Annotated in this window: 18 protein-coding genes; 4 read left to right on the forward strand and 14 right to left on the reverse strand. The window is 64.6% G+C overall.

Annotation, left to right across the window (positions count from 1 at the left end; translation table 11 throughout):
* The first annotated feature begins 2 nt into the window (after positions 1-2).
* From AAHE99_RS00830 to AAHE99_RS00845, 4 genes are read left to right on the forward strand one after another with little or no spacing between them, the layout of a single operon-like run.
* On the forward strand, positions 3-1,325 hold the full coding sequence (locus AAHE99_RS00830; protein ID WP_342113435.1) for a DotU family type VI secretion system protein: 1,323 nt from the start codon (positions 3-5) through the stop codon (positions 1,323-1,325).
* Entirely contained in the window at positions 1,322-4,930 is a 3,609-nt protein-coding gene (gene tssM, locus AAHE99_RS00835; protein WP_342113436.1) for a type VI secretion system membrane subunit TssM, read from the forward strand. Before AAHE99_RS00830 ends, tssM begins: the two co-directional genes overlap by 4 nt.
* Positions 4,912-5,652, forward strand: a complete 741-nt coding sequence (tagF, locus tag AAHE99_RS00840; protein ID WP_342113437.1) for a type VI secretion system-associated protein TagF — start codon at positions 4,912-4,914, stop codon at positions 5,650-5,652. Before tssM ends, tagF begins: the two co-directional genes overlap by 19 nt.
* Positions 5,630-7,312, forward strand: coding sequence for a serine/threonine protein kinase (locus AAHE99_RS00845; protein WP_342113439.1), 1,683 nt, complete (start codon positions 5,630-5,632; stop codon positions 7,310-7,312). Before tagF ends, AAHE99_RS00845 begins: the two co-directional genes overlap by 23 nt.
* Position 7,313: 1 nt before the next feature.
* Here AAHE99_RS00845 and AAHE99_RS00850 read toward each other — a convergent pair whose 3' ends face one another.
* The 14 genes from AAHE99_RS00850 to tssF are packed head-to-tail and all read right to left on the reverse strand — an operon-like array spanning position 7,314 to position 26,182.
* Positions 7,314-7,844: an OmpA family protein gene (locus tag AAHE99_RS00850; protein ID WP_342113441.1), complete on the reverse strand. Its 531-nt coding sequence runs from the start codon at positions 7,842-7,844 to the stop codon at positions 7,314-7,316.
* A gap of 36 nt (positions 7,845-7,880) precedes the next feature.
* Positions 7,881-8,633 carry a PP2C family protein-serine/threonine phosphatase gene (locus tag AAHE99_RS00855; RefSeq protein WP_342113444.1) on the reverse strand — a complete coding sequence of 251 codons (753 nt, stop codon included), beginning with the start codon at positions 8,631-8,633 and terminating at the stop codon, positions 7,881-7,883.
* Positions 8,634-8,648: 15 nt separating this feature from the next.
* Positions 8,649-10,253 (reverse strand): type VI secretion system-associated FHA domain protein TagH, encoded by a 1,605-nt coding sequence (gene tagH, locus AAHE99_RS00860; protein ID WP_342113884.1) that lies wholly within the window; start codon positions 10,251-10,253, stop codon positions 8,649-8,651.
* Between the two features lie 12 nt (positions 10,254-10,265).
* Complete coding sequence (locus tag AAHE99_RS00865; RefSeq protein WP_342113445.1) at positions 10,266-11,483, reverse strand: TIGR02270 family protein; 1,218 nt, start codon at positions 11,481-11,483, stop codon at positions 10,266-10,268.
* Positions 11,480-12,448 carry a hypothetical protein gene (locus AAHE99_RS00870; protein ID WP_342113447.1) on the reverse strand — a complete coding sequence of 323 codons (969 nt, stop codon included), beginning with the start codon at positions 12,446-12,448 and terminating at the stop codon, positions 11,480-11,482. Before AAHE99_RS00870 ends, AAHE99_RS00865 begins: the two co-directional genes overlap by 4 nt.
* Before the next feature lie 7 nt (positions 12,449-12,455).
* Positions 12,456-13,505 (reverse strand): PAAR-like domain-containing protein, encoded by a 1,050-nt coding sequence (locus tag AAHE99_RS00875; RefSeq protein ID WP_342113449.1) that lies wholly within the window; start codon positions 13,503-13,505, stop codon positions 12,456-12,458.
* Position 13,506: 1 nt separating this feature from the next.
* Positions 13,507-14,541 carry a hypothetical protein gene (locus AAHE99_RS00880; protein WP_342113451.1) on the reverse strand — a complete coding sequence of 345 codons (1,035 nt, stop codon included), beginning with the start codon at positions 14,539-14,541 and terminating at the stop codon, positions 13,507-13,509.
* Complete coding sequence (locus tag AAHE99_RS00885; RefSeq protein WP_342113453.1) at positions 14,538-15,608, reverse strand: DUF2169 family type VI secretion system accessory protein; 1,071 nt, start codon at positions 15,606-15,608, stop codon at positions 14,538-14,540. Before AAHE99_RS00885 ends, AAHE99_RS00880 begins: the two co-directional genes overlap by 4 nt.
* 9 nt (positions 15,609-15,617) lie before the next feature.
* A complete protein-coding gene (locus tag AAHE99_RS00890) occupies positions 15,618-16,100 on the reverse strand; it encodes a DUF6484 domain-containing protein (protein WP_342113455.1) in 483 nt (160 codons plus the stop codon).
* A gap of 17 nt (positions 16,101-16,117) precedes the next feature.
* The gene (locus tag AAHE99_RS00895) at positions 16,118-18,346 is read right to left on the reverse strand and encodes a type VI secretion system Vgr family protein (RefSeq protein ID WP_342113457.1); all 2,229 of its coding nucleotides are present in this window, start codon (positions 18,344-18,346) and stop codon (positions 16,118-16,120) included.
* An 11-nt stretch (positions 18,347-18,357) separates the two neighbouring features.
* Positions 18,358-20,655, reverse strand: a complete 2,298-nt coding sequence (locus AAHE99_RS00900) for a CHAT domain-containing protein (RefSeq protein ID WP_342113459.1) — start codon at positions 20,653-20,655, stop codon at positions 18,358-18,360.
* Between the two features lie 4 nt (positions 20,656-20,659).
* Positions 20,660-23,314: a type VI secretion system ATPase TssH gene (tssH, locus tag AAHE99_RS00905; protein WP_342113461.1), complete on the reverse strand. Its 2,655-nt coding sequence runs from the start codon at positions 23,312-23,314 to the stop codon at positions 20,660-20,662.
* Between the two features lie 10 nt (positions 23,315-23,324).
* Positions 23,325-24,329: a type VI secretion system baseplate subunit TssG gene (tssG, locus tag AAHE99_RS00910; protein WP_342113463.1), complete on the reverse strand. Its 1,005-nt coding sequence runs from the start codon at positions 24,327-24,329 to the stop codon at positions 23,325-23,327.
* A complete protein-coding gene (gene tssF / locus AAHE99_RS00915; protein WP_342113465.1) occupies positions 24,305-26,182 on the reverse strand; it encodes a type VI secretion system baseplate subunit TssF in 1,878 nt (625 codons plus the stop codon). The genes tssG and tssF overlap by 25 nt, the downstream gene beginning before the upstream one ends.
* Position 26,183 lies beyond the last annotated feature (1 nt).

The raw sequence follows: 26,183 nt of genomic DNA on the forward strand, positions 1-26,183 counted from the left end.
GCATGAGCCAAGACGATCCTTTTGCCGCGCCGGACCTGGACCGCACCGTGGTCCTGCCGACGCCCGGCGGCCGCCAGCGCACCGAGGCCGCGCCGCCTGCGCCCAGCCACGACATCCCGGCCAGCGCCGCCGCACCGGTGCCGGCCGGCCCGTGCGCGGGATTGAATCCGCTGGTGGCCGCCGCCAATCCGCTGCTGAACGTGGTGCCACAGCTGCGCGCCAGCACCCACCATCCCAACCCGATCGCCGCGCGCGACGGCCTGGCGCTGCAAGTCAAGGAGTTCGAACGGCGTGCGCGCGCTGCCGGCGTCTCCAATGAGCAGGTCATCGCCGCGCGCTATGCGCTCTGCACCCTGATCGACGAAACCGCCGCCTCCACCCCATGGGGCGGCTCCGGCGTGTGGGCCGGCGCCAGCCTGCTGGTCATGTTCCACAATGAGAACTGGGGCGGCGAAAAATTCTTCCAGCTGCTGTCCAAGCTGGCCGAACGCCCTGCCGAACACCGCGACCTGCTGGAACTGATGTACATCTGCCTGGCGCTCGGACTGGAAGGCCGCTACCGCGTGCTGGATAACGGCAAGGCGCAGCTGGAAGCGCTGCGCGAACGGCTGGCCCAATTGCTGCGCAATACGCAGGGCGAATATGAGCGCGACCTGTCGCCGCAATGGCAAGGCGTGGCCGTCGAACGCAAAAGCCTGCTGGCCGCCGTCCCGCTGTGGGTGGCGCTGGGCGCGGCCGGCGTGCTGATGCTCGGGACTTACTTCGCCCTCGGCTACTTCCTGGCCGATGCCTCCGACCCGGCGTTCGCCCGCATCCAGGCCCTGCGCGTGAAGATGCCCGCACAGGCCGCACCACCGCCGCCCCTGCCGGCAGCGCAGCCGCGCCTGGCCGGCTTCCTGGCGCCGGAGATTGAGCAAGGCTTGCTGGCCGTGCGCGACGAACAAAGCCGCAGCGTGATCACCATCCGCGGCGATGGCCTGTTCGCGCCCGGCAGCGCCACCCTGGCGCCGGCCTACCTGGGCGTGATGGACCGCATCGCCGCCGGACTGGCCACCGTGCCGGGCAAGGTGCAGGTGATCGGCCATACCGATAACCAGCCCATGCGCAGCGCACGCTTCCCATCGAACTGGCACCTGTCGCAGGAACGCGCCCAGGCGGTCGTCAGCCTGTTGCAGGGCAAGAGCAGCGACCCGGCCCGCTTCAATGCCGACGGCCGCGCCGATGCCGAACCGATCGCCGCCAACGCCACACCCGCCGGACGCGCCAGCAACCGCCGCGTCGAGATTGTCCTGACGCCGTTGCAGGGCGAAGGGGGCGGCAAATGAAAAAACTCTTCGCCCTGTTGTGCAACCGCTGGGTGCTGGCGGTGCTGGGCCTGGCCGCCATCGCCCTGCTGGTGTGGATAGTCGGCCCCCTGATCGCCATCGCCGAATACCGTCCGCTGGAGCCGGTGCTGGCGCGCCTGGTCCTCATTGGCCTGGTGCTGCTGTTCTACATCGGCAAGGCGCTGTGGCAATGGTTCAAGGCGCGCCAGGCCAATGCCCGCCTGATGGATGGCCTGCTCAAGCAAGCACCCGCACCCTCCGCCACCGACGATGGCCTGGCGCTGCAGGAAATTGCGGCCCTGCGCCAGCGCTTCGAAAACGCCGTGGCCACGCTCAAACAGGCACGCCTGAAAGAACGCGGCCGCAAGTCCCCGATGGCCTGGCTGGCCGACCTGGGCCGCCAATGGGTCTACGAGCTGCCGTGGTATGTGCTGATCGGTGCGCCCGGCTCCGGCAAGACCACCGCCCTGCAGCACTCCGGCCTGCAATTCCCCCTTAGCGAACAATTCGGCCGCGAAGCGATCCGCGGCGTGGGCGGCACCCGCAACTGCGACTGGTGGTTCACCAATGACGCCGTGCTGCTCGACACCGCCGGGCGCTACACGACGCAGGAGAGCCACCAGAAGGCCGACCACGCCGCCTGGACCGGCTTCCTGCAGCTGCTGAAAAAATACCGCGCGCGGCGCCCGATCAACGGCGCCCTGCTCACCATCAGCGTGCCGGACTTGCTGGACCAGTCGCCCGCCCAGCGCGCCAGCCACATCGCCGCCCTGCGCCAGCGCATACAGGAGCTGCACGAAGAGTTGAACATCCGCTTCCCGCTCTACCTGCTGGTCACCAAGATGGACCTGCTGCCCGGCTTCATGGAGTTCTTCGCCGATATGGGCAAGGAAGAACGGGCCCAAGTCTGGGGCATGACCTTCCCCCATGCGGAAACAGCCGCCGGCGCCAGCGTGGCGCCCGGCTTCACCGAACAGTTCACCGCACTGGAGCAGCGCATCAATGCGCGCCTGGTCGACCGCCTGCAACAGGAACGCGACCCGCAGCGCCGCGCCCAGCTCTATATCTTCCCGCAGCAGCTGGCCGCCCTGCGCGGCGTGCTGGGCGAGTTTGTGGAGCAGCTGTTCACCGACTCGCGCTTCACCGAGAAGCCGATGCTGCGCGGCGTCTACTTCACCAGCGGCACGCAGGAGGGCAGCCCGCTCGACCGCATGCTGGGCGGCCTGGGGCGCGCACTGCAGCTGGAACGCAAGGTACTGGCGCCGCAAGTCCCGACCGGCAAGAGCTACTTCATTACCCGCCTGCTGACCGAACTGGTGATCCCCGAAGCCGGACTGGCCGGCACCAACCTGCGCTGGGAGCGCCGGCGCGCCATACTGCAGCTGGCCGGCCTGGCGCTGGTGGGCCTGCTCACGCTGGGCGCCATCACCGCCTGGGCCATCAGCTACAGCAAGAACCGCAACTACATCGACGATGTGCAAGGACGGCTGCAAACCGTGTCGCAGCAGATCGACACCCTGGCCCGCCAGCGCGACACCAACCTGGTCGAACTGCTGCCCACGCTGCGGGCCGTACGCGATATTGCCCACGTCTCGGCCAACCTGCCCGGCAAGGTGCCTCTGTCGATGGGCTTTGGCCTGTACCAGGGCGACAAGCTGGAAGCCGCCGCCCGCCAGGCCTATCAGCGCCTGCTGCGCGACGTCTTCCTGCCGCGCCTGGAAAGCCGCGTGCAGCAGCAGCTGCGGACCGACAGCGCCACCAACCCCGAGCTCTTGTACGAGGGGCTGAAGGCTTACATCATGCTGCACGACAGCCAGCACTTCAACGCCATCGCCCTCAAGGCCTTCATCACCGCCGACTGGGCCGGCAGCCTGCCGCGCGACGTCAGCAACGAGCAGCGCAAGGAGCTGGAAGGACATCTCGACGCCCTGCTCGCCAGCGGCGACAACCTGGCCGGCAGCCCGCCCGATACGCAGCTGATCGCCGACGCGCGCAACGCCGTCGCCAGCACGCCGCTGGCGGCGCGCATCTACCACCGCATCCGCCGCCAGGGCGCCGGCAGCAACCTGCCGGAATTCACCATCGCCAGCGCCGCCGGCCCATCCGCGCTGCTGGTATTCACCCGCGCCAGCGGCCAGCCGCTCACCAGCGGCGTTCCGGGGCTGTTCAGCGTCAACGGCTACCACAACGTCTTCCTGTCCGAAGCCGAGCGCGTCACCGGCCAGCTGGCCGACGAAGAAGGCTGGGTGCTCGGACTGCAGCAAAAGGAACGCCGCGTCGCCGACCCGGCCACCAAGGCCAGCGTCCTGAACGACGTACGCCGCCTCTACCTGGAGGACTACGCGCGCACCTGGCTGAATTTCGTCAACGACATCAAGTTGATCCGCGCCACCGACCTGCAGCAAAGCATCCAGTTCGCCCGCATCCTGTCCGCGCCCGATACGCCGCTGCCGGCCTTGATGCGCGCCATCGTCAAGGAGGTCACCCTGGTCCAGCTGGAGGACAGCGACAAGACCGTGATCGACAAGGCCGGCGACAAGGTGAAAAGCACGCGCGATGAACTGATGAAGCTGTTCGGCACCGGCAACGAACGCCCCGCCGCCGGCGCGGCCAAGGCGCGGCCGGAAGATATCGTCGACGAGCAGTTCAACGAGCTGCGCCGCCTGGTGCGCAGCGCCGCTCCCGGCCAGCCGGCGCCCATCGACGCCAGCACCGCCATGATCAAGGACTTCTACACCCTGCTGACCGCCACCGAGGCCGCGCTGAAAGCCGCCAACACGCCGCCGCCCAGCGAGGTACCGAACCGCATCAAGGCCGAAGGCAGCCAGATGCCGGAGCCGATCCGCTCCATCCTGCTCACGCTGTCGGCCGGAGGCACCAGCCAGGTGATGGGCGTGGCGCGCTCCAACCTGGGACAGGCCATGCGCGCCGCGATCGGCGACTTCTGCAGCAAAGCCATCACCGGCCGCTACCCCTTCGTGCGCAGCAGCACGCGCGACGTCACGCCGGATGACTTCAGCCGCCTGTTCGCACCGGGCGGCCTGATCGACGACTTCTTCCAGAAAAACATGGCGCAATACGTGAACACCGCCACCCGGCCCTGGAGCTTCCGCGTGATGGGCGACGCCTCGATGGGCGCCAGTTCCGGCGCCCTGCTGCAATTCCAGCGCGCCCAGGTGATCCGCGACGTCTTCTTCCGCAGCGGCAGTTCGGCCGCATTGCGCCTGGACGTAAAGCCGATGATGATGGACGCCTCGATCACCCAGTTCATCCTCGACGTCGACGGCCAGCTGGTCAAATACAGCCACGGCCCGCAAGTGCCGGCCCAGGTGCAGTGGCCCGGCTCGCGCGGCAGTTCCCAAGTACGGGTGCAGCTGGTCCCGATCAGCACCACCGGCGCCTCCGGCCGCACCTTCGAAGGCGCCTGGGCCCTGTTCCGCCTGTTCGACCAGGTGCAGATCGACAGCACGGGACAGCCGGAGAAATTCCAGGCCACCTTCAATATCGACGGCCGCAAGGCCCAGTTTGAAATCCTGAGCAACAGCGTGCGCAACCCATTCCGCTTGCCAGAACTGGAGCAATTCCAATGTCCGGGCCTGCTCTAGCCCCAGCCATCGCCGGCTGGTATGGCAAGCTGCCGGCGCTGGGCGACTTTGCTTCGCGCCGCCTGCCGCAGCCATTCATCGACCAATGGGACGCCTGGCTGCAGCGCGGCCTGGCCGCCAGCCGTGCCAGCCTGCAGGAGCGCTGGGAGCAGGTCTACCTGAATGGACCGCTGTGGAACTTCGCCCTTCTCAACGGCGCCTGCGGCGAGCGCGCCTGGGCCGGCGCCGTCATGCCCAGCGTGGACAAAGTCGGCCGCCACTTCCCGCTCACCATCGCGCTGGAACTGGCGCCCGCGCCCTCGCTGCTGGCCAACCTGCTGGCCGCGCACAGCTGGTTCGCCGCCATCGACGAAGTGGCGCTGGCCTGCCTGGATGTCAATGTCGCGCCCGAGCAGCTGGAACAGCAACTGGCCCAGCACCCATTCCCCTCCCACCTGGTGCCGCCGCAAGGCGCAATGGCGGCGCTGGGACACTGGTGGACCGGCAACGACGATGCGCCGATCGCCCTGGCACTGGCCGCCGGCGAAACCCTGCATGGCGTTTTCACCGGCGCCGCGCTTGACCGCCTGGCCCGCAGCGGCGGCGCGCGCAGCATCTGGTGGACGGCGCCCGCGCCCAACGCCAGGACCCTGCTGCTGGCCTTCCCCGGGATGCCGAACGAAGTTGACTTTGCACTCTTGCTTGAAGGGGCCGCCGCCTATGAGCCAGCCACCAGACAATGAACGCACCATGCTGCCGCCGTCCGGCGACGGGCCGGCCGTGCTGGACTGCGGCAACAACGCCCTGCCGGTCGGCACCCGCCTCGGTGAGTTCGAAATCCTCGGCGTGATCGGCGAAGGCGGATTTGGCATCGTCTACGAAGCCTACGACCAGCAATTGCAGCGCCACGTCGCATTGAAGGAATACATGCCATCCGCACTGGCCGCGCACACCAGCACGGTCCACGTGACGGTGAAATCGAGCCGCAATGTGGAGACGTTCCAGATCGGCCTGCGCAGCTTCGTCAACGAAGCGCGCCTGCTGGCCCAGTTCGACCATCCGGCCCTGGTCAAGGTGTACCACTTCTGGGAAGACAACGGCACCGCCTATATGGTGATGCCCTACTACCACGGCAAGACGCTGAAGGAAGCCCTGCGCGGCCAGGCAGCGCCGCCCGACGAAGCCTGGTTCCGCCACCTGCTGGCGCCCCTGCTCGACGCGCTGGAAGTGATGCACAACGAGCAGTGCATCCACCGCGACGTCGCGCCCGACAATATCCTGATCCTGGACGATGGCAGGCCGCTGCTGCTGGATTTTGGCGCTGCACGGCGCGCCATCAGCGGCAAGACCGACGCCTTCACCGTCATCGTCAAGCAGAATTACGCACCCATTGAGCAGTACGCAGAAGTACCGACCATGCGGCAAGGCCCATGGACCGACTTTTACGCCCTGGCCTCCGTAGTGTATTTCGCCATCACCGGCAAGCCGCCCATCGCAGCCGTCACGCGCCATATCGCCGACACCCACACGCCGCTGGTGCAGGCGGCGGCCGGCCGCTACAGCCAGGCTTTCCTGCAAGCGCTCGACCAGTGCCTGGCGGTGCACCCGGACCAGCGCCCGCAAAGCGTGCCTGAATTGCGCAAGGCCCTGGGGCTGGACGGCAGCGCGGCAGCGGCGCAGGCGCCTGCCGGCAAGGAGTCGGCATCTGCCCGCCGCATGCGGCGCATGGCCTGGGCCATCGGCTTGCCTGCCGTGGCGCTGATTGCCGCCTACGCCGTCAACGAGCTGACGCAGGAGCAGCCCGCGGCGACGGCGGCGGCTACTCCGGCCGCACCAGCGCCCCCGCCAGCGCCTGCAACGGCGCCGCCGCTAGACAGGCCATTTGACCCGATTGAAGCGTTGGATGAAGTTTTCCAGGCACGCAACCGCGACCACGCTGTCACGGTCTCGCTGGAGCAAGCCCAGGTCAGGATAGGCAAGGACGAACTGCGCTTCTCCATCCGCTCGTCCAAACCGGGCTATGTCTACGTGCTGATGGTCGGTACCGACCGCTCGCAATTCTGGCTGCTGTTCCCCAACGCGATTGACGGCGACAACCGCATCGAAGCCGGCAAGCAGCTGGCCCTCCCGCGCGCCAAGTGGCACATGGTGGCCTCAGGCCCGCCCGGGACCAACCAGTTCGTCGCCCTGGTATCCGATTCGCCGCGCGACTTCCACGGCGCGGGCTTGCGCGACCTGACGCCGTTCTCGGAATTCCCGCTGGCGACCATATCCCAGCTACCGCCTGCCGCTGCCGGAGAACAGCCGCTCTTCGCCGGCAAGGCAAGCTGCCCGCAGACAGCAGGCAGCTGTCCCGCCAGCTACGGCGCCGCAGTCTTCTCCATTGCTGAAGTCAACCCCTGAATCAGGGCGTCATATTCACAATGGTCACGCGCCGGTTCTCCGGTGCGATGGGATTAACCTTGTTCATCAATTCCTTGTCGCCCTTGCCGATGGCGTCCAGCCGTCCGGTATCGATATTGGTGTTATGCACCAGGTACTGGCGCACCGATTCCGCCCGCGCCTGCGACAGGGTCTGGTTGGCATCGCTCGCGCCGCGCGGGTCGGCATGGCCCTCGATCGAGAAGCGATAGGTGGAGAGCTTGTCGGAGGACAGCGCACGGCCCACCACATTCAGCACCTGCTTCGCGTGCGAGGTCAATTCCGATGAATTGGTCTGGAACGTGATCAGCAAATTGGTGCTGGGCTTGGCCGCCGGAGCCGCAGCGGCGTTGGGCGTGCCGGTATCGGCCGTGACGCGGATGCTGCGGGTGCGGACGGGCGTGGCCGGCGTAAGCGCTTCGATCAAGACCGCCTCCGTAACTTCCTGCGGCTTGAGCACCTTGTCGCTCTGCGCCAGCGCAGGCAGGGCAAGGGACAGCAAGGAAACGAGCATCGCCAAATTCCTGGTATTCATTTCATCCCCCTCTACTTAATTAAAGTCGTCCCGCGCCGTGCAGGCGACCACCAATGCCGAATAATTGTCCTGTCCTTCGCTGCCGTGCGCCGCGACCTGGCTTTCCATCCGCCGCAGCCAGGTTTCCGGCGAGTCGGCCTCGTTCAAGCTGCGCTCCATCTGCGCCTCGTCAACGTATTCCCAAAAGCCGTCGGTACACAGCAGGAAAATGTCGCCGTCCGCAATCTCAAAACCCCGCGACTGAATGGTGGGCGTGAACGTCTTGGTATCGCCCAGCGCCGCCAGCAGCATATTGCGCTGCGGCGCCTTGCGCAGGTCCTGCGACTTCATATAGCCGGCGTCGATCATGCTTTGCAGGACGCTGTGGTCCTTCGTCTGCAGGATGATGCGCTGCTGGCGCAAGCAGTACAGGCGCGTATCGCCGACATGGCCCCAGGTCGCGGTGCGCCGCTCCGAATCGACCACCAGCACCGCGATCGTTGCACGCATCTCCGCCAGGTGCGGGGAACCCAGCTGCGCCGCCACGATGGCGTCATTCGCCGCTCGCAGGGATGCGGCGATGCCGTCCGGCCCGCAGTCCGGCGACTGGCGGAACCACTCCAGCACATGCTGCACCGCCAGCTTGGACGCCACCTCGCCACCGTTATGGCCGCCCGCTCCGTCCGACAGCACGCAGAAGCTGCGGCCCTGGTGCGACCAGCAGCCATAGGCATCCTCATTGACCGAGCGCCCACCGGATTTCGACAGCACGGATATATTGAGCTCCATTGCCCGTCCCCCGCCCTAGTGAGAGCTTTCGTTGCCGTCCTGCTGCAGTTTGTCCAGCTGCGCCTCGTACGCGGCCAGGAAGGCCTTGCCGAACAGGGAATGGAAATCGTCCTCCGCTTCGCGCGTGATGTCGGCATACAGCTCGCCGTACAGGCTCCAGAGCTTGGCCTTGCGATTCATGGGCAGCAAAGTGTCGACCACGCTCTTCTCGCTCAGGCGCTTCTCCAGCTGCGCGGGGTTGAAGCGCAGCAGCACCCCTGCCAGCGCCGCGCGCATGCCAGCCATGAAGGCGAATTCGTGGGCGCGCAGGTCGTCGTAGGCGTCCTTCATCGCCGGCAGCGGCGGCAGGAAGCCCTGGCCGCGCGGCGCCAGCAGATGCGCCAGCGCCACGTCCACGTTGGGCGAGAACTTGAGGGGGTTGTTTTCCTCCGACCTGATCATCGTCATCTCGGCGCGGATCTCGCGCTTCAGCAGTGCCCGCGCCTTCAGCAGGTCCAGCGTGCCCTGTGTGGCTTCGCGCAGCAGGTGGCCAAGCATCTGCATCGCCAGCGCATCCAGCGGACCTTTCATCTCAAGGTCCGGCACGCCCGCCCCGCCCAGGAAAGCGCGCATCAGTTCCCCGTTATCCTCGCTCGCCCGTTCCGCCACCTTACCGGCTGCCGCCGACCGTGCCGCAGGCGCGCGGGCAGCGCCAGGCTTGGCGTCCGCCACAACCGCCGGCACAGACGCGGGCGCTGGCGTCGCTGCATTCGCCGCTGGCGGCGCTGCCTCCGGAGGCAGCGGTGGAAACAGCACCGGCTCCTTCCGCTCCTTGCGCGCCGACGATGGCGACGGCACCGTCAACGTCTTGATCCCATCACCGCTTTCCTGCTCTTCCCCAGAGCCCCAGGAAACCAGCATGCTCTTGCTGTCTTCCCCGTTCCCTGGTGGAGTGACCTGCGGCGGTGTGAACGCCCCCCTTATCTCCGGTGTGTCATTGCGCTGGCTGGGCTCAGAAGGCTCCGGAGCCTTTGCAGCCCCAAACACCACAAGTGGGTCGACACTCGCCCCCGTTCCCCGCGAAACACCATCGCCCGACAAAGGGTGCCCGGCTGGGAATGGATTGGATGCCGCCCCACCGCCCAGCCCAAACATCTGGTTGATATCCGAATCCGCGCCGCCGCCCAGACCGAGGCTAAAGACCTCCTTCGCCGGCTCCGGCGCGCGTGGCGCCGACGGCCCACCAAACAGGTTGAAGTCATTGGACATGCCACCCGCACCGCCAAACAGGTTCATCGGATCGTCCACCGGCGCCTTCTGCGCCGCCGGCTCCCCGATCACCTGCAAGGTATAAGCCCCAATCCGCAGTTCATCGCCATCCAGCAGATCCGCCTCATTCCCATTTCCCAGCGCCCGCCCGTTCACGTACACCGGCGACGCGCTGCTCAAATCACGGATCACATAAGTGCCGCCGCGATAAGCCACCGTCGCATGCGCCCGCGAGACATAGCGTTCAGGATCAGGCAAAACCAGCGCATTGTCATCCGAGCGCCCAATCACCCCGCCAGCCTCGCCGAACTCCCCCACCAGCGGCGCGGTAGGTGGCTGCCCGTTGTATGAAACCGCCTTGATCATGATCATAGCGCTCACCTCTCAAGATTCCATTTGCTTCAACCACCGCTGCTGGCGCCATGCAGGCGCGCTGGTGGGGAACAGCTTTGTCCCCGGCTGCAGCAGGCATAGATACTCGGCCGCAGCGATGCGCTGACGCTGGTAGCCCTCGCGCAGCACCTTGAGGCAATGCGCCACCGATGGCGGCTCGCCCATGAAGTAGCGCACGCCTGGCTGGAATCGGTGCTGGTTTGCGTCCCACCAAGCCTGGACCTTTGCTTGGTCCGGCCACGGCAAACCGTCGTCATCATCCACCGCCATATCGTCCTCACCCGCTCCAGCGCCCGACGCGTCCAATCCAAGCGCGGCCAAGTCCACGCCGGCCAGCAAGGAAAACGCCTCCCCTGCCAGACGAGCCAATTTCACGTCGCCCATCTGCCTGATCAACCACGGAACATAGTAGGGATCGCCCGACACACCGGCGCCGCGAACTAATGTCCGTGCGTCAGAAGAACTCTGCGCCAAGGTTTTCAGCGCGGAATTTGCATGCGCAACATCCAGCAGTTTCAGCAACACACTTAGTGCCTCAAACTCCGACGACACCTGTTCCAGCGTAGCCACCCCACGGCCGCGGTCGCCCAGGAAAACCGCAGAACGCGCCGCAAAGTAGCGGCACCGCAAATCGTCATCCGCCAACGCCGCAGTGCAGGCATTCAGCAAATCGATCCGGCCGCACTCGCCGGCGGCTCGAAGGCTGGCCGCACGGACGGAAGCATCGTGCGACTCAAGCATGCGCGGGAGCATGGGGCCGGGATCAACCCTGTGCATCGCACAGGCTGAAATGCCGAGCTGCTGCCGGAATGGACTCGGTGATTCCAATAAGTCTCTGATCGTTCCCTGCAGGAACTGGGCTGAAACCCAGCCAAATGCCGACCGTAGTGCCGGCAACAAGCTTTGCTCAGCCTCGACGATCGCCATGATCCGCTCCAGCCATGCGACATCCCTGTCTTCGATAGCGCGTACCGCCGCTGTGAACACTTCCCCAATACCCAGGCGTTCAAGAGCCGCCCAGCACATGGCAGCCCCCTTCGGTCCAGCCACCGCCACGCCATCAAGATGCGCAGCCAGGCGTTCATCCAGGCGCTGCAAGTGCCGCAACCGGACGTGGGGGCCGCTGACCATGCCGTTCCGTGCGTTGCGCAAGATGGCCGCTTCCTCCACGTGCCGGCGGATGACGGACAACACCGGTGACATGCTCATTCTTCGTCCCGATCAAGCGCCGCTTCATTATTAAGGAAGACGAATGCTGGACTGCTTTCCATCCCGTCCTTAAGCGCCAAGGGCAACTTCTGCCAGTTCGTTCCGTCATATTTCAAGATCGACTTATGACCGACAACGAACAACACCCCTTGCGCCGACGCCAGGCAGACATAGCCAACGTCCGTCAACTCCCCAGGCACTATCGGTTCAGCGCCTTTGCCTGAGTAGCTGAACACTCCGGACGCCGTCAGCAAGAATAGCTGCCCCCCAAACCAGTGCACGTCCCGGATTGGCTCATCCAATCCCGTCATCTCGACATTCCAGCTTTGCCCGCGCCCAGCAAGCAGTATTCCTTTTCGTCCGCCCACGTACACCTTCCCGTCCACCGCACAGGACATGGAATGCAAATGCAGATTGGTCGGCGAGTGGATTTCTTTCCAACCCTGCTTTCCGTAACTCCAGAGCGCGCCTCCAAACCCGGCCGCGTACACTTCTTCACTATCGAAGCCGGCTATCGCCTCGAAGCCAACGTCAATTTCATCGCCCCTGTAATCCGCACCCGCATCTATCTCCATCCACTTGCCACTGCTGCGCAGGTAGACCTGCCTCCTCATGCCAGCCGCATAGACCCCATCCCCAATCCGCTCGACCGCTCTGATGATCGAAACCGGCTCCCCATCGCGCCGGATGATCGCCTCCCGGCGGCTGGACGTTCCCGCCACTGCCAGCACCTGCCCGCCCCACCCAACCAGGACAAACTCGTTGCCGAGCCGCGCAGCCCCCGCCGCCACCCATGGGAGAACAGCATCATTGCTCAGGAAAGACCAGCCTCCGGAATCGAAAACCAGCGGCACGGCATGCTGCTGCCGTTCTTCCGCCAGCGCGTCATTCATCACAGTCACGAACAATTCACCGCCTTCCGCAACACAGGCAGTCATGATCGAACAATAAGTGTCGATGTGCATATTCTCTTCAGCCACAATCAATGAGCTCCTGAATCCACTTTACGGAATCGCCATAGGTCACTGCCTTGACTTTAGTGTCGTTCTTAATGCCACAACCATGGTGATAGGTATCGATCTGCTTGCGGATGCACTCTTCATCGCAATGGGTCAGTACACTGCGCACCGACCGGGCACCGTTTTCGGCCGCCTGGTCGTAAGTGGTAACCCTGGCTTCAATGGCCGCAGCCGGCGTGCCGCTCAAGGCCAACGGCCCTACCTTGCACTGGCTGTTCATAACCCCGCGCATAGCGCTCATGGCGCCATGGTCGCCCGTATAGGCATTCCTTCCCTGCACGCAGCACACCGGCGCCTGGTTCAAGTCATAGCCTTCGCATCCGGCAAGTTTTCTTCCGTTGCGGGTCCTGGCAAACGACGAGGCTTCGATCACGTGGTCGCCGGTCATTCCGGGGCAGCAGTTCGGAGAACCTGAACCGCCATAGGGAACCAGCTGGCATGACATCGCCTTCTTGCATTTGGGATTCCCGCACTTTTCGTCCTTGGTATTACAACCCTCGCAGGCCTTTTTCTCGGCGGCCTTATTTTCGGCGCAGGGGTCCTCAGTCTTGCCATCCTTGTCGACAGCCATCGAACCGGCAAACGGCCACGGCGGCGTATCGCCGGGTTGAGATGCATGGTTATTGGTCGTCATATCCAGATGGCGGACGGCGTTCTCGCCCTCGATCTTGACATCCATGGACCAGGAGTTGAAGTACACCTTCCCCATGTTCTTACTGGTCACAACGCCCTTCTTGGCGGCGCAACCTGCCTCGTCCCCCATGGACTTGCTGAAGTGGGACTTATTCTTCAGCATGACCTCCTGCCCTGAGATCTTGACAGTCTTGCTCCCCTCTGTTGTATCTGAAGCCATGCCAGTATTCGGATATGGAACCGGCACTCCAGGCGGCGTAGCGGGATTCTCCGGCGGCGTGAAACAGACATCCGGCATGGCGCAGATAGTCTTGCCGGAACTGGCCTTGCATGCCACCTCACGTCCATTTGCATAGGTCTGATTCGCCACGTCATGCTCCGTTCTGGCGCCAGGTGAAGACCATGGCGGCGCGCGTCCCATCGTCATTGCCAAGATGGGCAAGCATGCGATGCCCCTTGCTGTAACCCTTTTCACAGGCCACTTTCAACACCGAAATCAAAACCAGTCCGATCGCTGCTCCTACCTCGCCGATACAATCTGCCGGGTGCCAGATATCAAACTCCTCCTTGCGTTGCCGCAGCAGGCGCAGGAGAGCCAGGGAAGCCTCCTTGAAGTGGTATTGCTCTCCCGCCAAGTCGCAAATGCGGAAATCAATATCGCCCATATTCCAGCCGGCCTCGCTGAGCGAGTTCCGGATTGCCTCGCATAGGCCGTCCGCCCTCAACGGCTGATCCGAGTGGATCGTCGCGTTCTCCTTGCCAATGCCCAGGCCAATACAGGTGAGACCTCGCCCATCGATAGCCGCCGCTTCGAGCAGGATCGCCGCACCTGCCTCTCCTGCGATGAATCCATTCGAGTTCTTGCTTGTCAGCAGGCGCTCACGCCCTTCAAACCAGTCCAGGGTCGATGACACCAGCAGGCTGTCCGCCGCCGCCACAAGCACACGCCTTGCTCCATGATGCTGGATCATCTCGCGCGCCATCTGCAGTGCAAAGGCAATGCTGGCATGTCCCTGCGCGATGACCTTTGATGCCGGATGCAGGCGCCCACCCAGTGCTTCCTGGAGGGCATGCATAAACTCCCGCTCATCGCCAAGCGGTTGCCCTTTCCGTTCACGCTCCGGACCACAGAACAAAAGCGGAATCTCGCTTATCTGGGATTCGGGACAGCCAGCCAGGCATTCTGCGATTGCCTCAGCAGCCATCTTTTTCAATTTCGCGCTGCCTCGGAGGGACTGAGGGACCGCCACCTGGCAGCCCCTGATCCATTCCCCTGCGCCATCGACAAAGCCAGTATCCTCAAAATTGTCTACGGCGGCCCGAATGGCGGCGCAGGTTGACGCGGCGTTGTGTCCAACACCAGTCACCAGACCCACATTGACGACCGCGAGGGGTAGCTGGTTCATGCTTTGGGCCTCCATTGCTTTCCGGTCTCCCTGGCGCGCCACCAGCCTCGCGACATCGTTCCTGCGATCACTTGCGGAATCTCGAAGATATTGCGCTCCAAAGCGAGGCTTGCGCGCCAGGTCAGCGTAAATACACCTGAATCCGGGTAAAGCGCGACGGTATCCAGTTGCGCTTTGACTTCGTTTCGAAGAGCGCCCCGGGTCCCGAAAAAGTACACTGGAACTGCGATTGCAGGCAGCTTGAAGCGCACATTTCCGTCCGGGGTGAGATTCACCAGGACGACCTCCTCGCCACCCAGCGGAAACTCAATTTGCTGGTCCTGTGGCGCGGCCTGGTAATAGAGATTATTGAAATCCGCCGGGAGGAAGGGAAAGACGTTATCTACCCAATTCTGGTCATAGGTACCGGCGTACTGCAGCCTGGCCGACCAGCCCCTGCCCTGCGGCCCGAACGCCATCGGAATGTATTCCCCGTCCGGGCTGTCGATTGGACGCTTCAGCTCCTCCGTATTCGGCAGCGGGGATCCATTCAGCCATTCGCCACGCAAATGACGATGGAAGCCCTTTCCAACCGGATTGCGCATGAAGGCATCATGCCGGGACGGGTCTTCATGATGGGTGTCCGTGCCGCCGAAGGCGTTGTCATAGCTGATTGGCATAACAGTGAAGGACTGCGGGGCGCTTGCAGACACCCCGCCAATCCGCGTCTGCCAGTAACGGTCGCCGATCACCGCGAAAGTCTTCATCCAGCCACCGACTCGGATGCCGACTGGAACCCGGGTGGCGGGACGGCCTTCAGGTGCGTAGGCGCTTCCTTGCAACAGAACGTCGCACCGCAGCTTGTGCGTCGCAAAATCAACTTCATAATATGGCGCGGACTTGCCCGGCTCGCCGGTGAAAGTATCCGCCATCACCAGCGGCAACTGCTGCTCATGCAATTGCGCTTCCTGCCCCTCTTTGGGCAAGTGGAAGGTACCCTTGATGACTACGACGAGCAATTCGCGACCCGATGGTTCCATACCCATCGTATAGCCGGCAACCATGCGTGTAGCGTTGATCAGTTCCACTTGGCGTCCTCAATTCAGCTGCACCGAACCGCCTTTTATGCGGTTGGCGCCAGTTGAACGGCTTAGCAGGTAGCTACCCTGGATTAGTACTTTTCCGGCCTTGGTCAGCGTGATGCTGGCTTTGCCGCAGCGGAGTACCAATTGCTCGCGCGCGCTGACGATCATGCGTTCGCCGTCGGCATCCACTTCTACCTGGCCGGGCTGCTCTGGCAGCGGCCAGCCGTCGCCTTCGCGCAGTACACCCATGATGATCGGCCTGGTGAGGTCAGAGCCTTCGAACATCAGCACTACCTTGGCGCCGATGTGCGGGCCGTGCAGGTCGACCACCGTGCGGGCGGCGATTGCGGCAGTCCCGGGCTGGCCTGGGAAGACCACCAGCGGCGTGCGCCCTTCGTCCTTCATCGCGAGCAGTTCGCCAACCACCACGCCGCCGGGCGCGGGGGCCCGTAACAAGTTGGCCGATTCTTCGACAATCAAGTCCCTGCCGCTCATATGCGCCTCCGCTTCTTCTAGTTTTGCAGAATCTTGGAGCCCTTCATGACGATGTCGCCGCCGGCCTTGACGTTCACCTTGCCGGAAGCGTCGATCGTGATGTCCTTGCCCTTGATGATGACGGTGCCGTCCTTTTTCATGGTGATGCTTGCATTGCCGGTCTTGATGGTGACGGATTCGCCGGCGTCGATCACCAGGTTCTTCTTGACGCTTAGCTTGTCGTCCTCCCCGACCGTGGTGGTCCTGGCCTTGGATACCGCGTAAGTCTGCGCGCCGCCGATACTTTCTTTCATATCGCCGCTAACGCTGACGGACTGGTTTGCCCCCACCTTCACCGTTTGATCCGCCCCGACCTGCACGCTCTGCACCAGCCCGACCTTGATGGTTTCGTTCAGCTGCACGTTATGCTCGCGTTGCTTCTTGACGGTCGCCTTCTCGGCGCCGCTTACGGTAATTTCCCTGTTGTCGGCAATATCAATGGTTTCATTCGCGCCTACATGCTCCTTGCGGTTGGCGCCAATGCGGATGGTTTCGTTGTTGCCGACCGTTTCGCTGCGGTTGGCGCCAATCGAAATGGTTTCGTTATTGTTGACACGCTCCTGGCGGTCGACACCGATCGTGATCGTCTCGTTGTTGTCGACCGTCTCGGTGCGGTCATGCTTGACGTGCGTGGTCTCGTCGTGGTCGATGGTTTTGCTGCGGTCGTGGCCAACCCAGTGCGTCTCGTCGTTTTCAACCTCGATGTCCTGGTTCTTTTCGGCGTGCAGATATACCTGTTCCGAGCCGGTTTTGTCTTCGAAGCGCAGTTCGTTGGCGTTGGCGCCGCTGCCGCCTTTGGAGGAGCGGCTCAGGATGCCGGTCTGCGTCATATTGGCGGGCAATGCATAGGGCGGCATCTGTTCGGCGTTGTAGACACGGCCGGTGATGATGGGCTGGTCGGGGTCGCCCTCCAGGAAGTCGACGATCACTTCCTGCCCGATGCGCGGAATGGCGACCATGCCCCAGTTCTTGCCCGCCCAGGGGTGCGAGGGGCGGATCCAGCAGGAGCTGTTTTCGTCCTGCGTGCCGTAGCGGTCCCAGTGGAACTGCACTTTCACGCGGCCGTACTTGTCGGTATAGATTTCGTCGCCGCCGGGGCCCACCACGACGGCGGTCTGGGGGCCCTGCACGATGGGCTTGGGCGTTGCGCGTTCGGGGCGGAATTGCTGGCGGCTCCATAGGGCGCTGAATGCGCAGCTGTAGCTGGCGCCGGTGCCGCCGGTATTCATGGACTCGTACTCGTCGTAGGACAGCGTGTGGGTCGCGGCCAGTACGAGATATTCGCGGTTCTGGTCGCTGCGCGGCTGGCCGGTAAGCTTGAACAGGTGGCCGACGCTCAGTCCGCGCGCATTGGTGTCGCCGCGCGCCATTTCGAAACGCGTCTGCAGTTCATCGATGCGGGCTTGCACATACTTTTCGCCATCGGCGCTTTGCACGTATTCGCCGGGATAGTCGAAAATTTCGTAATCGGCCAGCACGTGTTCGCGCCGCACCCGCGACTTGACGGCCAGGTCGACGCTGGGGCGTTCGAAGTCGTAGTCCTCCAGTTCATAGTTCCCGGGGTGGATCTCGCGCGCGTAGTCCCATTTGCGGATGTATTCCTGCTCCGGCCGCACCACGCGCTCGGAGGGGATGAATGGCAGGCTGGCATAGCCGTCAACCGGTTCGTGCGAGCTGCAGGCATCCACCAGCACCAGGGTATGGCGGCCTTCCTCGTGCTTGAAGTAGTAGTAGATGCCTTCCTGCTCCATCAGGCGGCTGACGAAGTTGAAATCCGTCTCGCGGTATTGGACGCAGTAGTCCCATTTGCGGTACGACTCGGTCAGGCTGTCCTTGAGGTCTGCCACGCTGTGGTCGTCGAAGACTTTTTTGATGATCTCCGGGACAGTCATGTCCTGGAAAATGCGGCAGTCGGCGGTGCGTGTCAGGAACCACAGCCACGGGCGCACCATGGCGCGGTAAGCGTGGTAGCGGCCGTGCGTGCCGACTTGCGCAAAGCGGGTGACGTAGCCGTTGAAATGGCGCACCGCGCCGCCCATCACTTCGAGATTCACGGTGACGTTCTTGCCAAGGATCTTGTCGATGTCGATGTCGCCCTGGGCGCTCAGCAAGTCCAGTTCGAATTCGCTCAGGCGCGACAGCTCCTCCTGCGCGTGCATGCGGTGGAACAGCAGCACGTCGTCCCCCAGCGGGGTGACTATCTCCATTGACCTGCGCATCATATGCCCTGCCCCGTCAAGTAGAAGGCCGCCCAGAAGCGCGGCGCGGGATAGCTGGCGCGCAGCGACTCCTGCGCGGCACGCAAGGCTTTGCCCTTGGGCTGGCCCGCCTTGACGTTGCGATAAAAGTGCGTCATCAGCGCCGCAGTGGCATTGTCGTCCACCTCCCACAGGCTGGCGATGATGTTGCTGCTGCCGGCGTACAGGAAGCCGCGTGTCATGCCGATCACGTCGTCGCCATTCTGGGCCTTGGTCAGGCCCGTCTCGCAGGCGGACAGCGTCACCAGGTCGGCATTCAGGCGCAGCGCGTAAATTTCGGACAGCGTCAGCGAACCATCGTTCTGGCGGTCCGGCGCGAACAGCAGGCGCGATTGCAGCGGGGAGTCGCCGTGGAACTCGCCGTGTGCGGCCATGTGCAGGTAGCCGTACTGTCCGGCCGCTTCCTTGAAGGCGGTTTCTGAGGCGGCGCGCCGCGTCAGGATGCGGCTTTGCGGGGCCAGCTTGGCGATCTCGCGGGCTTCGTGTTCGGTGCCGGGCAGGTCGAGCCGTGCATCGCCGAGGTCGGGATTACCGAAAATGAGCATGCTGTCCATTGCCGCCGCACGCGCGGGCCGTAGGAACTGCTGCACACTGGCGCTGGGCAGGAAGCGCAATTCATGCCGGGCCAGCAAGTAATCCTGGCCGTCGTGCAGCGCGGCGAACGGCAGGTAGTGCAAGGCGCCGTGCGGGACGATCAGCAGCTTGCGGCCGGCGATCATGCTGCCGGCGGGGGCCAGCAGGCGCTTGTACAGCTGCTGAGCGGCCGCCAGTGCCTCGGGTTTCTGCTGCTCGATCAGGCTGCGGAAGGCGCGTACTTCGGGCTCCAGCCGGGCGCCTTCCAGCTGCGCGGTCATCACCTGCGCGCTGCTGACGCCGACCAGCACCAGCTTGTCGCCGCTCTGGTAGTACTCCAGCAACACCTCGTCGGGATGCAGGTGGCGCCGCACTTGCGCCAGCGTCAGGGCATCTACGCTGACCAGCGAAGCCAGCGCGGGGTCGGCGCTGCGCAGCTGCTGTTCCTGAAGCTTGAGGGCTTTGCGGGCGCTGTCGCCGCCGGCATGCGCCATGTCAACCGGCAGCTGGGCCACGCTGCGCTCGGCCGCCTGCTGGTAAGAGGCCAGCAGCCTGGCGCTTTCGGCGTGCTGGCCGCGCAGCTGGGCGCCGCCGCGCGCCGCCAGCAGGTCGACCAGGGCGCGCGACTTGCTGCGCTCGATCAACTCATATGCCAGTTCGTCCTTTTGAAGCGACAGTGCGGTATTGATGGCGCGTCCGTACAGTGCCTGTTTGTCGCCGACGAAGCCGATCTTGTTGGCTTCCGTATTGATGCTGGCGCGCTGCGCTTCCACCGTGTCGATTGCGGCGCGGTACAAGGCCAGGGCAGCGGCACGGTCGCCTTCCTGTTCGGCGATGCGTCCGCGTTCGAATTGCAGCAGCCAGCTGATTTCGCCGTTTTCCCTCACCTGCGGCATGGCCAGCAGGCGGTCGAAACCACTGCGGGCCTGCTCCACGCGGCCGGTCTCCATCAGGGCCTTGTTCATCATGAAGGCGCGCGGCAGTTCTACCCACAGCCAATTGTTCACGCCTGTCAGGTAGCTGCCGCTGAAGATGCGGTCCAATGCGATATTAACCGCGAACAGTTTGTCGCTGTCGAGCGCCTCCAGCACGCCTTTGTAGTCGCCCAGCGCCATGCGGGCCCGCGCCAGCGCCAGTGCCCGCGAACTGCTGTAAGAGGAGAAGATGTTGCCGCCGCTGCGGGCAATACGGTTCGCGACTTCGGCGCCCTTGTCGCGCTCACCGGCCATGGTGTGGGCGATCGATAGTGCGGCCATGCTGTTGTAGATCATGTCCAGGTCACCGCCGCCGTCCTTTTCCAGCCATTCGAGGTTGCTGCGGGCTTGCGCTGCGGCCGCCGCGTATTGCCCCAGTTCGACCAGCGCTTCGGCGCGCATCAGGCCCAGCGCCGGAGTCGCGTCGTCCAGCCCAAACAGGCGGGTGCTGCGCTCACCGCCTTCCTTCAGCCGGGCGGCCAACTGGTCAAGGCAGGCCATCAACTGCGTGTAGCGTTTGGTTTTGGAGTAGGCGTAGCACAGGGCATGGCGGTCGCGCGTGTCGAGCGGGCCGCGCTCGGCCTGCTGCTCCAGCATCTGTTCCAGCTGGTCGAAGCGCCCGCTGGAGGCCAGCGCCACCTGCTGCGAGCCAAAGTCGGCCCGCGCCGGCATGCAGCAGGCGATGGTCAGGAGCAGGAGCAATCGCTTCATGGGCTTATTGGATCTGGTAATTGAATTCGCCTTCGCTCGCGCTGACGTCGACGCTCGCAACGGGCGTTCCCTCCATCAGACGCCGCAGGAAGGCTTCGCTGATCTTCGGCAGCATGGTGTTGGTCAGGATGGAGTCGACCACGCGCGCCCCGCTTTCCACCTCGCCGCAGCGGCTGGCGATCAGCCTGACCACCGCGTCGTCATAGCGGAACGGCACATTGTGCTGTTCTTCGATGCGGCGCTTGATCCGGTCCAGCTGCAGGCGGATGATGTTGTCCAGCATGGCGTCCGACAAGGGATAGTAGGGAATCACCACCAGGCGTCCCAGCAACGCTGCCGGGAAGGTTTTCAACAGCGGTTCGCGCAGGGCCTTGGCGATGCCGTCCGCTTCCGGCATCAGGTCGGGGTCCTTGCACAGCTTCATGGTCATCTCGGAGCCGACATTGGAGGTGAGCAGGATCAGCGTGTTCTTGAAGTCGATCAGGCGCCCTTCCGCGTCTTCCATCACACCTTTATCGAACACCTGGAAGAAGATTTCGTGCACGTCCGGGTGGGCCTTTTCCACCTCGTCCAGCAGCACTACGCTGTATGGCTTGCGGCGCACCGCCTCGGTCAGCAGGCCGCCTTCGCCGTAGCCGACATAGCCCGGCGGCGCGCCCTTCAGGGTCGACACCGTGTGCGCCTCCTGGAATTCGCTCATATTGATGGTGATGAGGTTTTGCTCGCCGCCGTACAGGGCTTCCGCCAGTGCCAGCGCGGTCTCGGTCTTGCCCACGCCCGATGGGCCGCACAGCAGGAACACGCCGACCGGCTTGTTCGGGTTATCGAGCTTGGCGCGCGAGGTCTGGATGCGGCGCGCGATCATGTCCAGGCTGTGGCGCTGGCCGATGACGCGCTGGTTGAGCGTATCGGCCAGTCCCAGCACGCTCTCCACCTCGTTCTTCAGCATGCGTCCGACGGGAATGCCGGTCCAGTCTGCGATCACGGTCGATACGGCCTGGCCGTCCACGGTCGGCATGATCAACGGGATCTCGCCCTGCATCTCGGCCAATTGCTGCTGCAACTGCTGCAGCTGGTGCAGTACGTCGCTGCGGGCCGAGGCTTCCAGCGGCTGGGCGTTGTCCTGCAACTGGCGGCGCGAGGCGAGGATCTTCGCCACCAGGTCTTTTTCGGCATTCCAGCGCGTTGCCAGCTGGTCGTAGCGCGCCCTCTCCTCCTTCAGTTTGCGCTCCGCAGTGGTGCGGCGCTCGCCGGCGTCCAGCCCGACCGCTTCTTCACGGCCGATGATGCCGATTTCCGTCTCCAGCGCCTCGATGCGGCGCTGGCTATCCTCCACGCTAGCTGGCGTGCCATGCTGACTCACTGCGACGCGGGCACAGGTGGTATCGAGCAGGCTCATGGCCTTGTCCGGCAACTGGCGCGCGGGGATGTAGCGGTGCGACAGGCGCACGGCGGCATCGATTGCTTCGTCCAGAACCTGCACGCGATGGTGCTTCTCGAGCGCGGGGGCGGCGCCGCGCAGCATCTGGATCGCCTGCTCCTCGACCGGCTCGGCCACCTGGATCACCTGGAAACGACGCGTCAGCGCCGGATCCTTCTCAAAGTACTTCTTATACTCCGACCAGGTGGTGGCGCCGATGGTGCGCAAGGTGCCGCGCGCCAGGGCTGGCTTCAGCAGGTTGGCCGCGTCACCCGTACCGGCCGCGCCGCCTGCGCCGATCAGGGTGTGGGCTTCGTCGATGAACAGGATGACCGGCTTGGGCGAAGCCTGCACTTCGTCGATCACCTGGCGCAGCCGGTTTTCGAACTCGCCCTTCATGCTGGCGCCGGCCTGCAGCAGGCCGATATCCAGCGTGAACAGGGAGACCTCTTTCAGCGCCGGCGGCACGTCGCCTTTGGCGATGCGCAGCGCGAAGCCTTCCACCACGGCGGTCTTGCCGACGCCGGCCTCGCCGGTCAGGATCGGATTGTTCTGGCGGCGCCGCATCAGGATATCGATGATCTGGCGCACCTCGTCATCGCGCCCGGTCACGGCATCGAGTTCGCCTTTGCGGGCGCGTTCGGTCAGGTCGACGGCGAAGCGGCGCAATGCTTCCTGCTTGCCCAGTTGGGCCGGCGGCATGGCGCCGCTGGCTTCGCCCGGCACGCCGGCCGCGCCGCTGTCGTCGCCAGGCAGCCGCGTTTCCGGCGAATCGGCCAGGATGCGGGCAAAGTCGTCGGTCAGGGCTTCCGGCTTGATGCGTTCAAACTGGCGCGACATATTCAGCAGCACATTGCGCAGCGATGGCGTCTTCAGGATCCCCACCAGCAGATGGCCGGTGCGCACCTGGCCGGCGCCGAACATCAGCGTGCCGTATACCCAGCCACGCTCCACGGCGTTCTCGATATGGGTCGACAAGTCTGAAATCGCGGTCGATCCGCGCGGCAGGCGGTCCAGCGCCGCCGTCATGTCGGCCGCCAGGCGCGAACCATCGAGCTCGAAGTGGCGCACGATGCGGTGCAGGTCGGAATCCTGGTTTTGCAGGATCTGCTCCATCCAGTGCTCCATTTCGACATAGGGATTGCCGCGCAGCTTGCACAGCACCGTCGCCCCTTCGATCGCCTTATAGGCCAGGCTGTTTAGCTTTCCAAACAATGCTACCCGGCTGATCTCGCCCATGGTCTTCTCCTTATTTGTCGGCGACGAGCACCAGTTCGGCCGCGTCGCTGGTGCGGGCCGCCCCGCCCAGCCAGGCGCTCCAGCCCAGGCGGCCGTACTGGCCGAGCTGCGCCTGCGGCACCGCGTCGCGCCGCAGCGCCAGGCGCACATCCCACTCGAATTCGAAACACAGGTACTGCCGCACCCAGGCCGCCAGTTTCGGCAGGGCTTTCCCGCCGGGCAGAAAATCCTCGTACTGCTGGCGGTCAAGCGGCCCGATATGCAGGCGGAACTTGTACTGGCGGTCCCACACGCGCCGCCCCACAATGGCGCCGCATCCCAGGCCGGCAGCCGCATGCCCAAGCCGGGTGCGGCCGTCTTCCGGCAACGCCATCCAGTGGCCGACGTTCTGCTCCAGCGCCACCGGCACGCGGAAAAAGCCGGACAGGATGGCGGCCAGCCCGTCCGCATGGCGCACCTGGCGCGCCAGCAATCCGCCGAAATACAGCTTGGCGAAATCGGGCAGCGGGTCGCGCCGGCGCAAGCTGGCGTCGCCCAGCCCGCACAGCGAACCGGCGTAGTAGGCAAAGCGGTCTTGCTGCGGGCGGTCGAGGCTGACCGTCGGCTGGGCCTGGGCCCAGGCGCGGTAAAACATGGCCAGGAAGCGGTGGTGGAATATGTCCAGGAAACGCGATGGCGCCAGGTCGGCGGCATGCTGGGCGCGGCCGCGCACGAACTCCGTCAGGTGCAGCGGCAGCGGGCCGTTCGGGCCAAGCAAACCAAAGAAGCGTACTTCAAGGCGCGGCGCCATTGCTCCTGGCGGCGTGCCGAAAGCGGACAGCGTGGACGGGGCGAAGGTGACGGCTGCTTCCTGCGCCAGCCGCAGCGGCTCGTCAGCCGGGCGCAAGGCCTGGCCAATGCGCGGCAGCTGCGGGAACAGGCATTCGACGCGGCGCAAGGCCTGGAAATAGTCGTATTGATACGGCTTTTCCTCAAGCTCGCGGAAGAGCGTCAGATGGTTGGCCTGGTCCCGCATATCGGCATCCAATGCATGATCTGGCCGCGCGATGTGGAGCGCAGCACGGTTTCGGTGAATGAATTGATGGAGACGTAGCGGGCGAAGAACTCGGCCATGACGCTGCCGAACAGGAAAGCGCTGCCGCCCTGGAAGCCCATCTCGTCCACCTCCAGTTCGACGCGCAGGCCGCGCCCGAAGGCCAGCGGTCCGCTGCCCGGCAGGCGGCGCACCACCGGCTGCACCTTTACGGAATGCATCGCATCGACCTGCTTTTTCAGGCCGTGGTCCTGGCTGGCGACGTACAGGGCCAGCATCTGCCGCAGCGCGGTGGCGCCCTGCTGCGCGTCGGCGTCCAGCAGCGACAGGTAGTTCAGCGCCAGGTGGCTGAGGAAGCGCCAGGCTTGCGCCCCGTCCCAGTTTGGCGCAAACGGACGCGATGGCCCCTTTACGCAGCGCACGCCAGTCACCGGTGCGGCAAAGTCCAGGGTGAAGTCCGACTTCCCTGCCCCCAGCGGCATGTGCAGCGGCAGGTCGCGGTTGGTGCACAGCGTGGTGATGGAGAGCTGGCGCAGGTCGTTGCGGAACGGCGCCTCCTGCGGGTCGACCAGTGAGATGAATACCTCGCTGCCTACATAGTTGGAGCGGAAACCGGTGCGCTTCTGCCCTTCCGACAACAGCCGCGGCTCGCGCTGGCTGCTGAAGTAGGCAGCCTGTTCCTGCCCCCTGTCGTGGTAGGCCGTATACAGCGGGGCAAAGCTGCATTCGCTGTCGCTGCCTACGCCATGCCCGGTCACGCTGCAGACTTCATAGACTTCGTAATCCTGCGGGTGGGTACGGTCGGCCACCACATGGTATTCATGGCTCTTGTCATTCAGGTGGATGCGGTCGGCGCGCTTGGGGAACAGGTTGATCGCCGGGGCGCAGAACAGCGCGAAGTTGGCCGCGCTGACCACGCTTTCCAGCGCAGCGTCGCCGCGTTCGAATAGCAGCACAATTTCCAGTTCGTTGCCGGCGTGGCGGCGCACCGCGGGCTGCAAGCCTTGCAAGTCCATGAACATGAAGCGCTGGGGGAATGCAAAGTATTCCTGCAACAACCGATATCCCTGGAAGCCGCGCACCGTGGCCGGCAGCAAGGCTTGTCCGTCCTGGTAACCGACCGGGCAGACGCGCGCCGCCGGCAGGAATTCATACCAGGGCCAGGGGCGTGCCGCGGGCGCCACCAGCATGCCGACGCAGGCGCCGAGACACTGTTCGTGCAACCGGTAGGCCAGCTCGTCGCTACCAGCCAGGAACAGGCGCAATTCATCCAGACCAAGCATCTGGAACGACAGTCCCGCCGTGGTTTTCAGGCGCAGGCGCACGCCTCCCTTGATGCGGCGCGCCACCGGCAGCTTTGCCAGCGGCAGGTCGGGTGCGAAGGAAAAATACTCGGCGCTGGCCAGCTCCAGCGGCCAAAGCCGCACGTCCTGCGCTGTGCGGAACTCGCAGGCCGCCATATCGTCGCTGCCGTTGCGCTGGCTGCGCAGGGCGCTGCCGCGCGGGATCACCAAGCCCTGCGCCAGGTTGGTTTCGTCAGGCTGGGGCGCGAACTGCGCGATCAGCATGGAAGGCGTGGGCGCCTGGTAGCCGGGATAAATGATTTGCTGCAGGCGCTGGGTAAAGCGCGGGAACTCCGCGTCGAGCTTGAGCTGCACGCGCGCAGCCATGAAGCCGACACCTTCCAGCAGCCGCTCCACATAAGGATCGGCCACCTCATTGTCCTCCATGCCCAGGCGCCCGGCAATCTTGGGAAACTGGCGCGCAAACTCGCCGCCCATTTCCCGCAGGTGCTGGAGCTCCTGGTTGTAGTAGCGCAGCAGGCGTGGATCCATG

This window comes from Pseudoduganella sp. OTU4001, assembly GCF_038440195.1.
Taxonomy (GTDB): Bacteria; Pseudomonadota; Gammaproteobacteria; order Burkholderiales; family Burkholderiaceae_D; genus Rugamonas.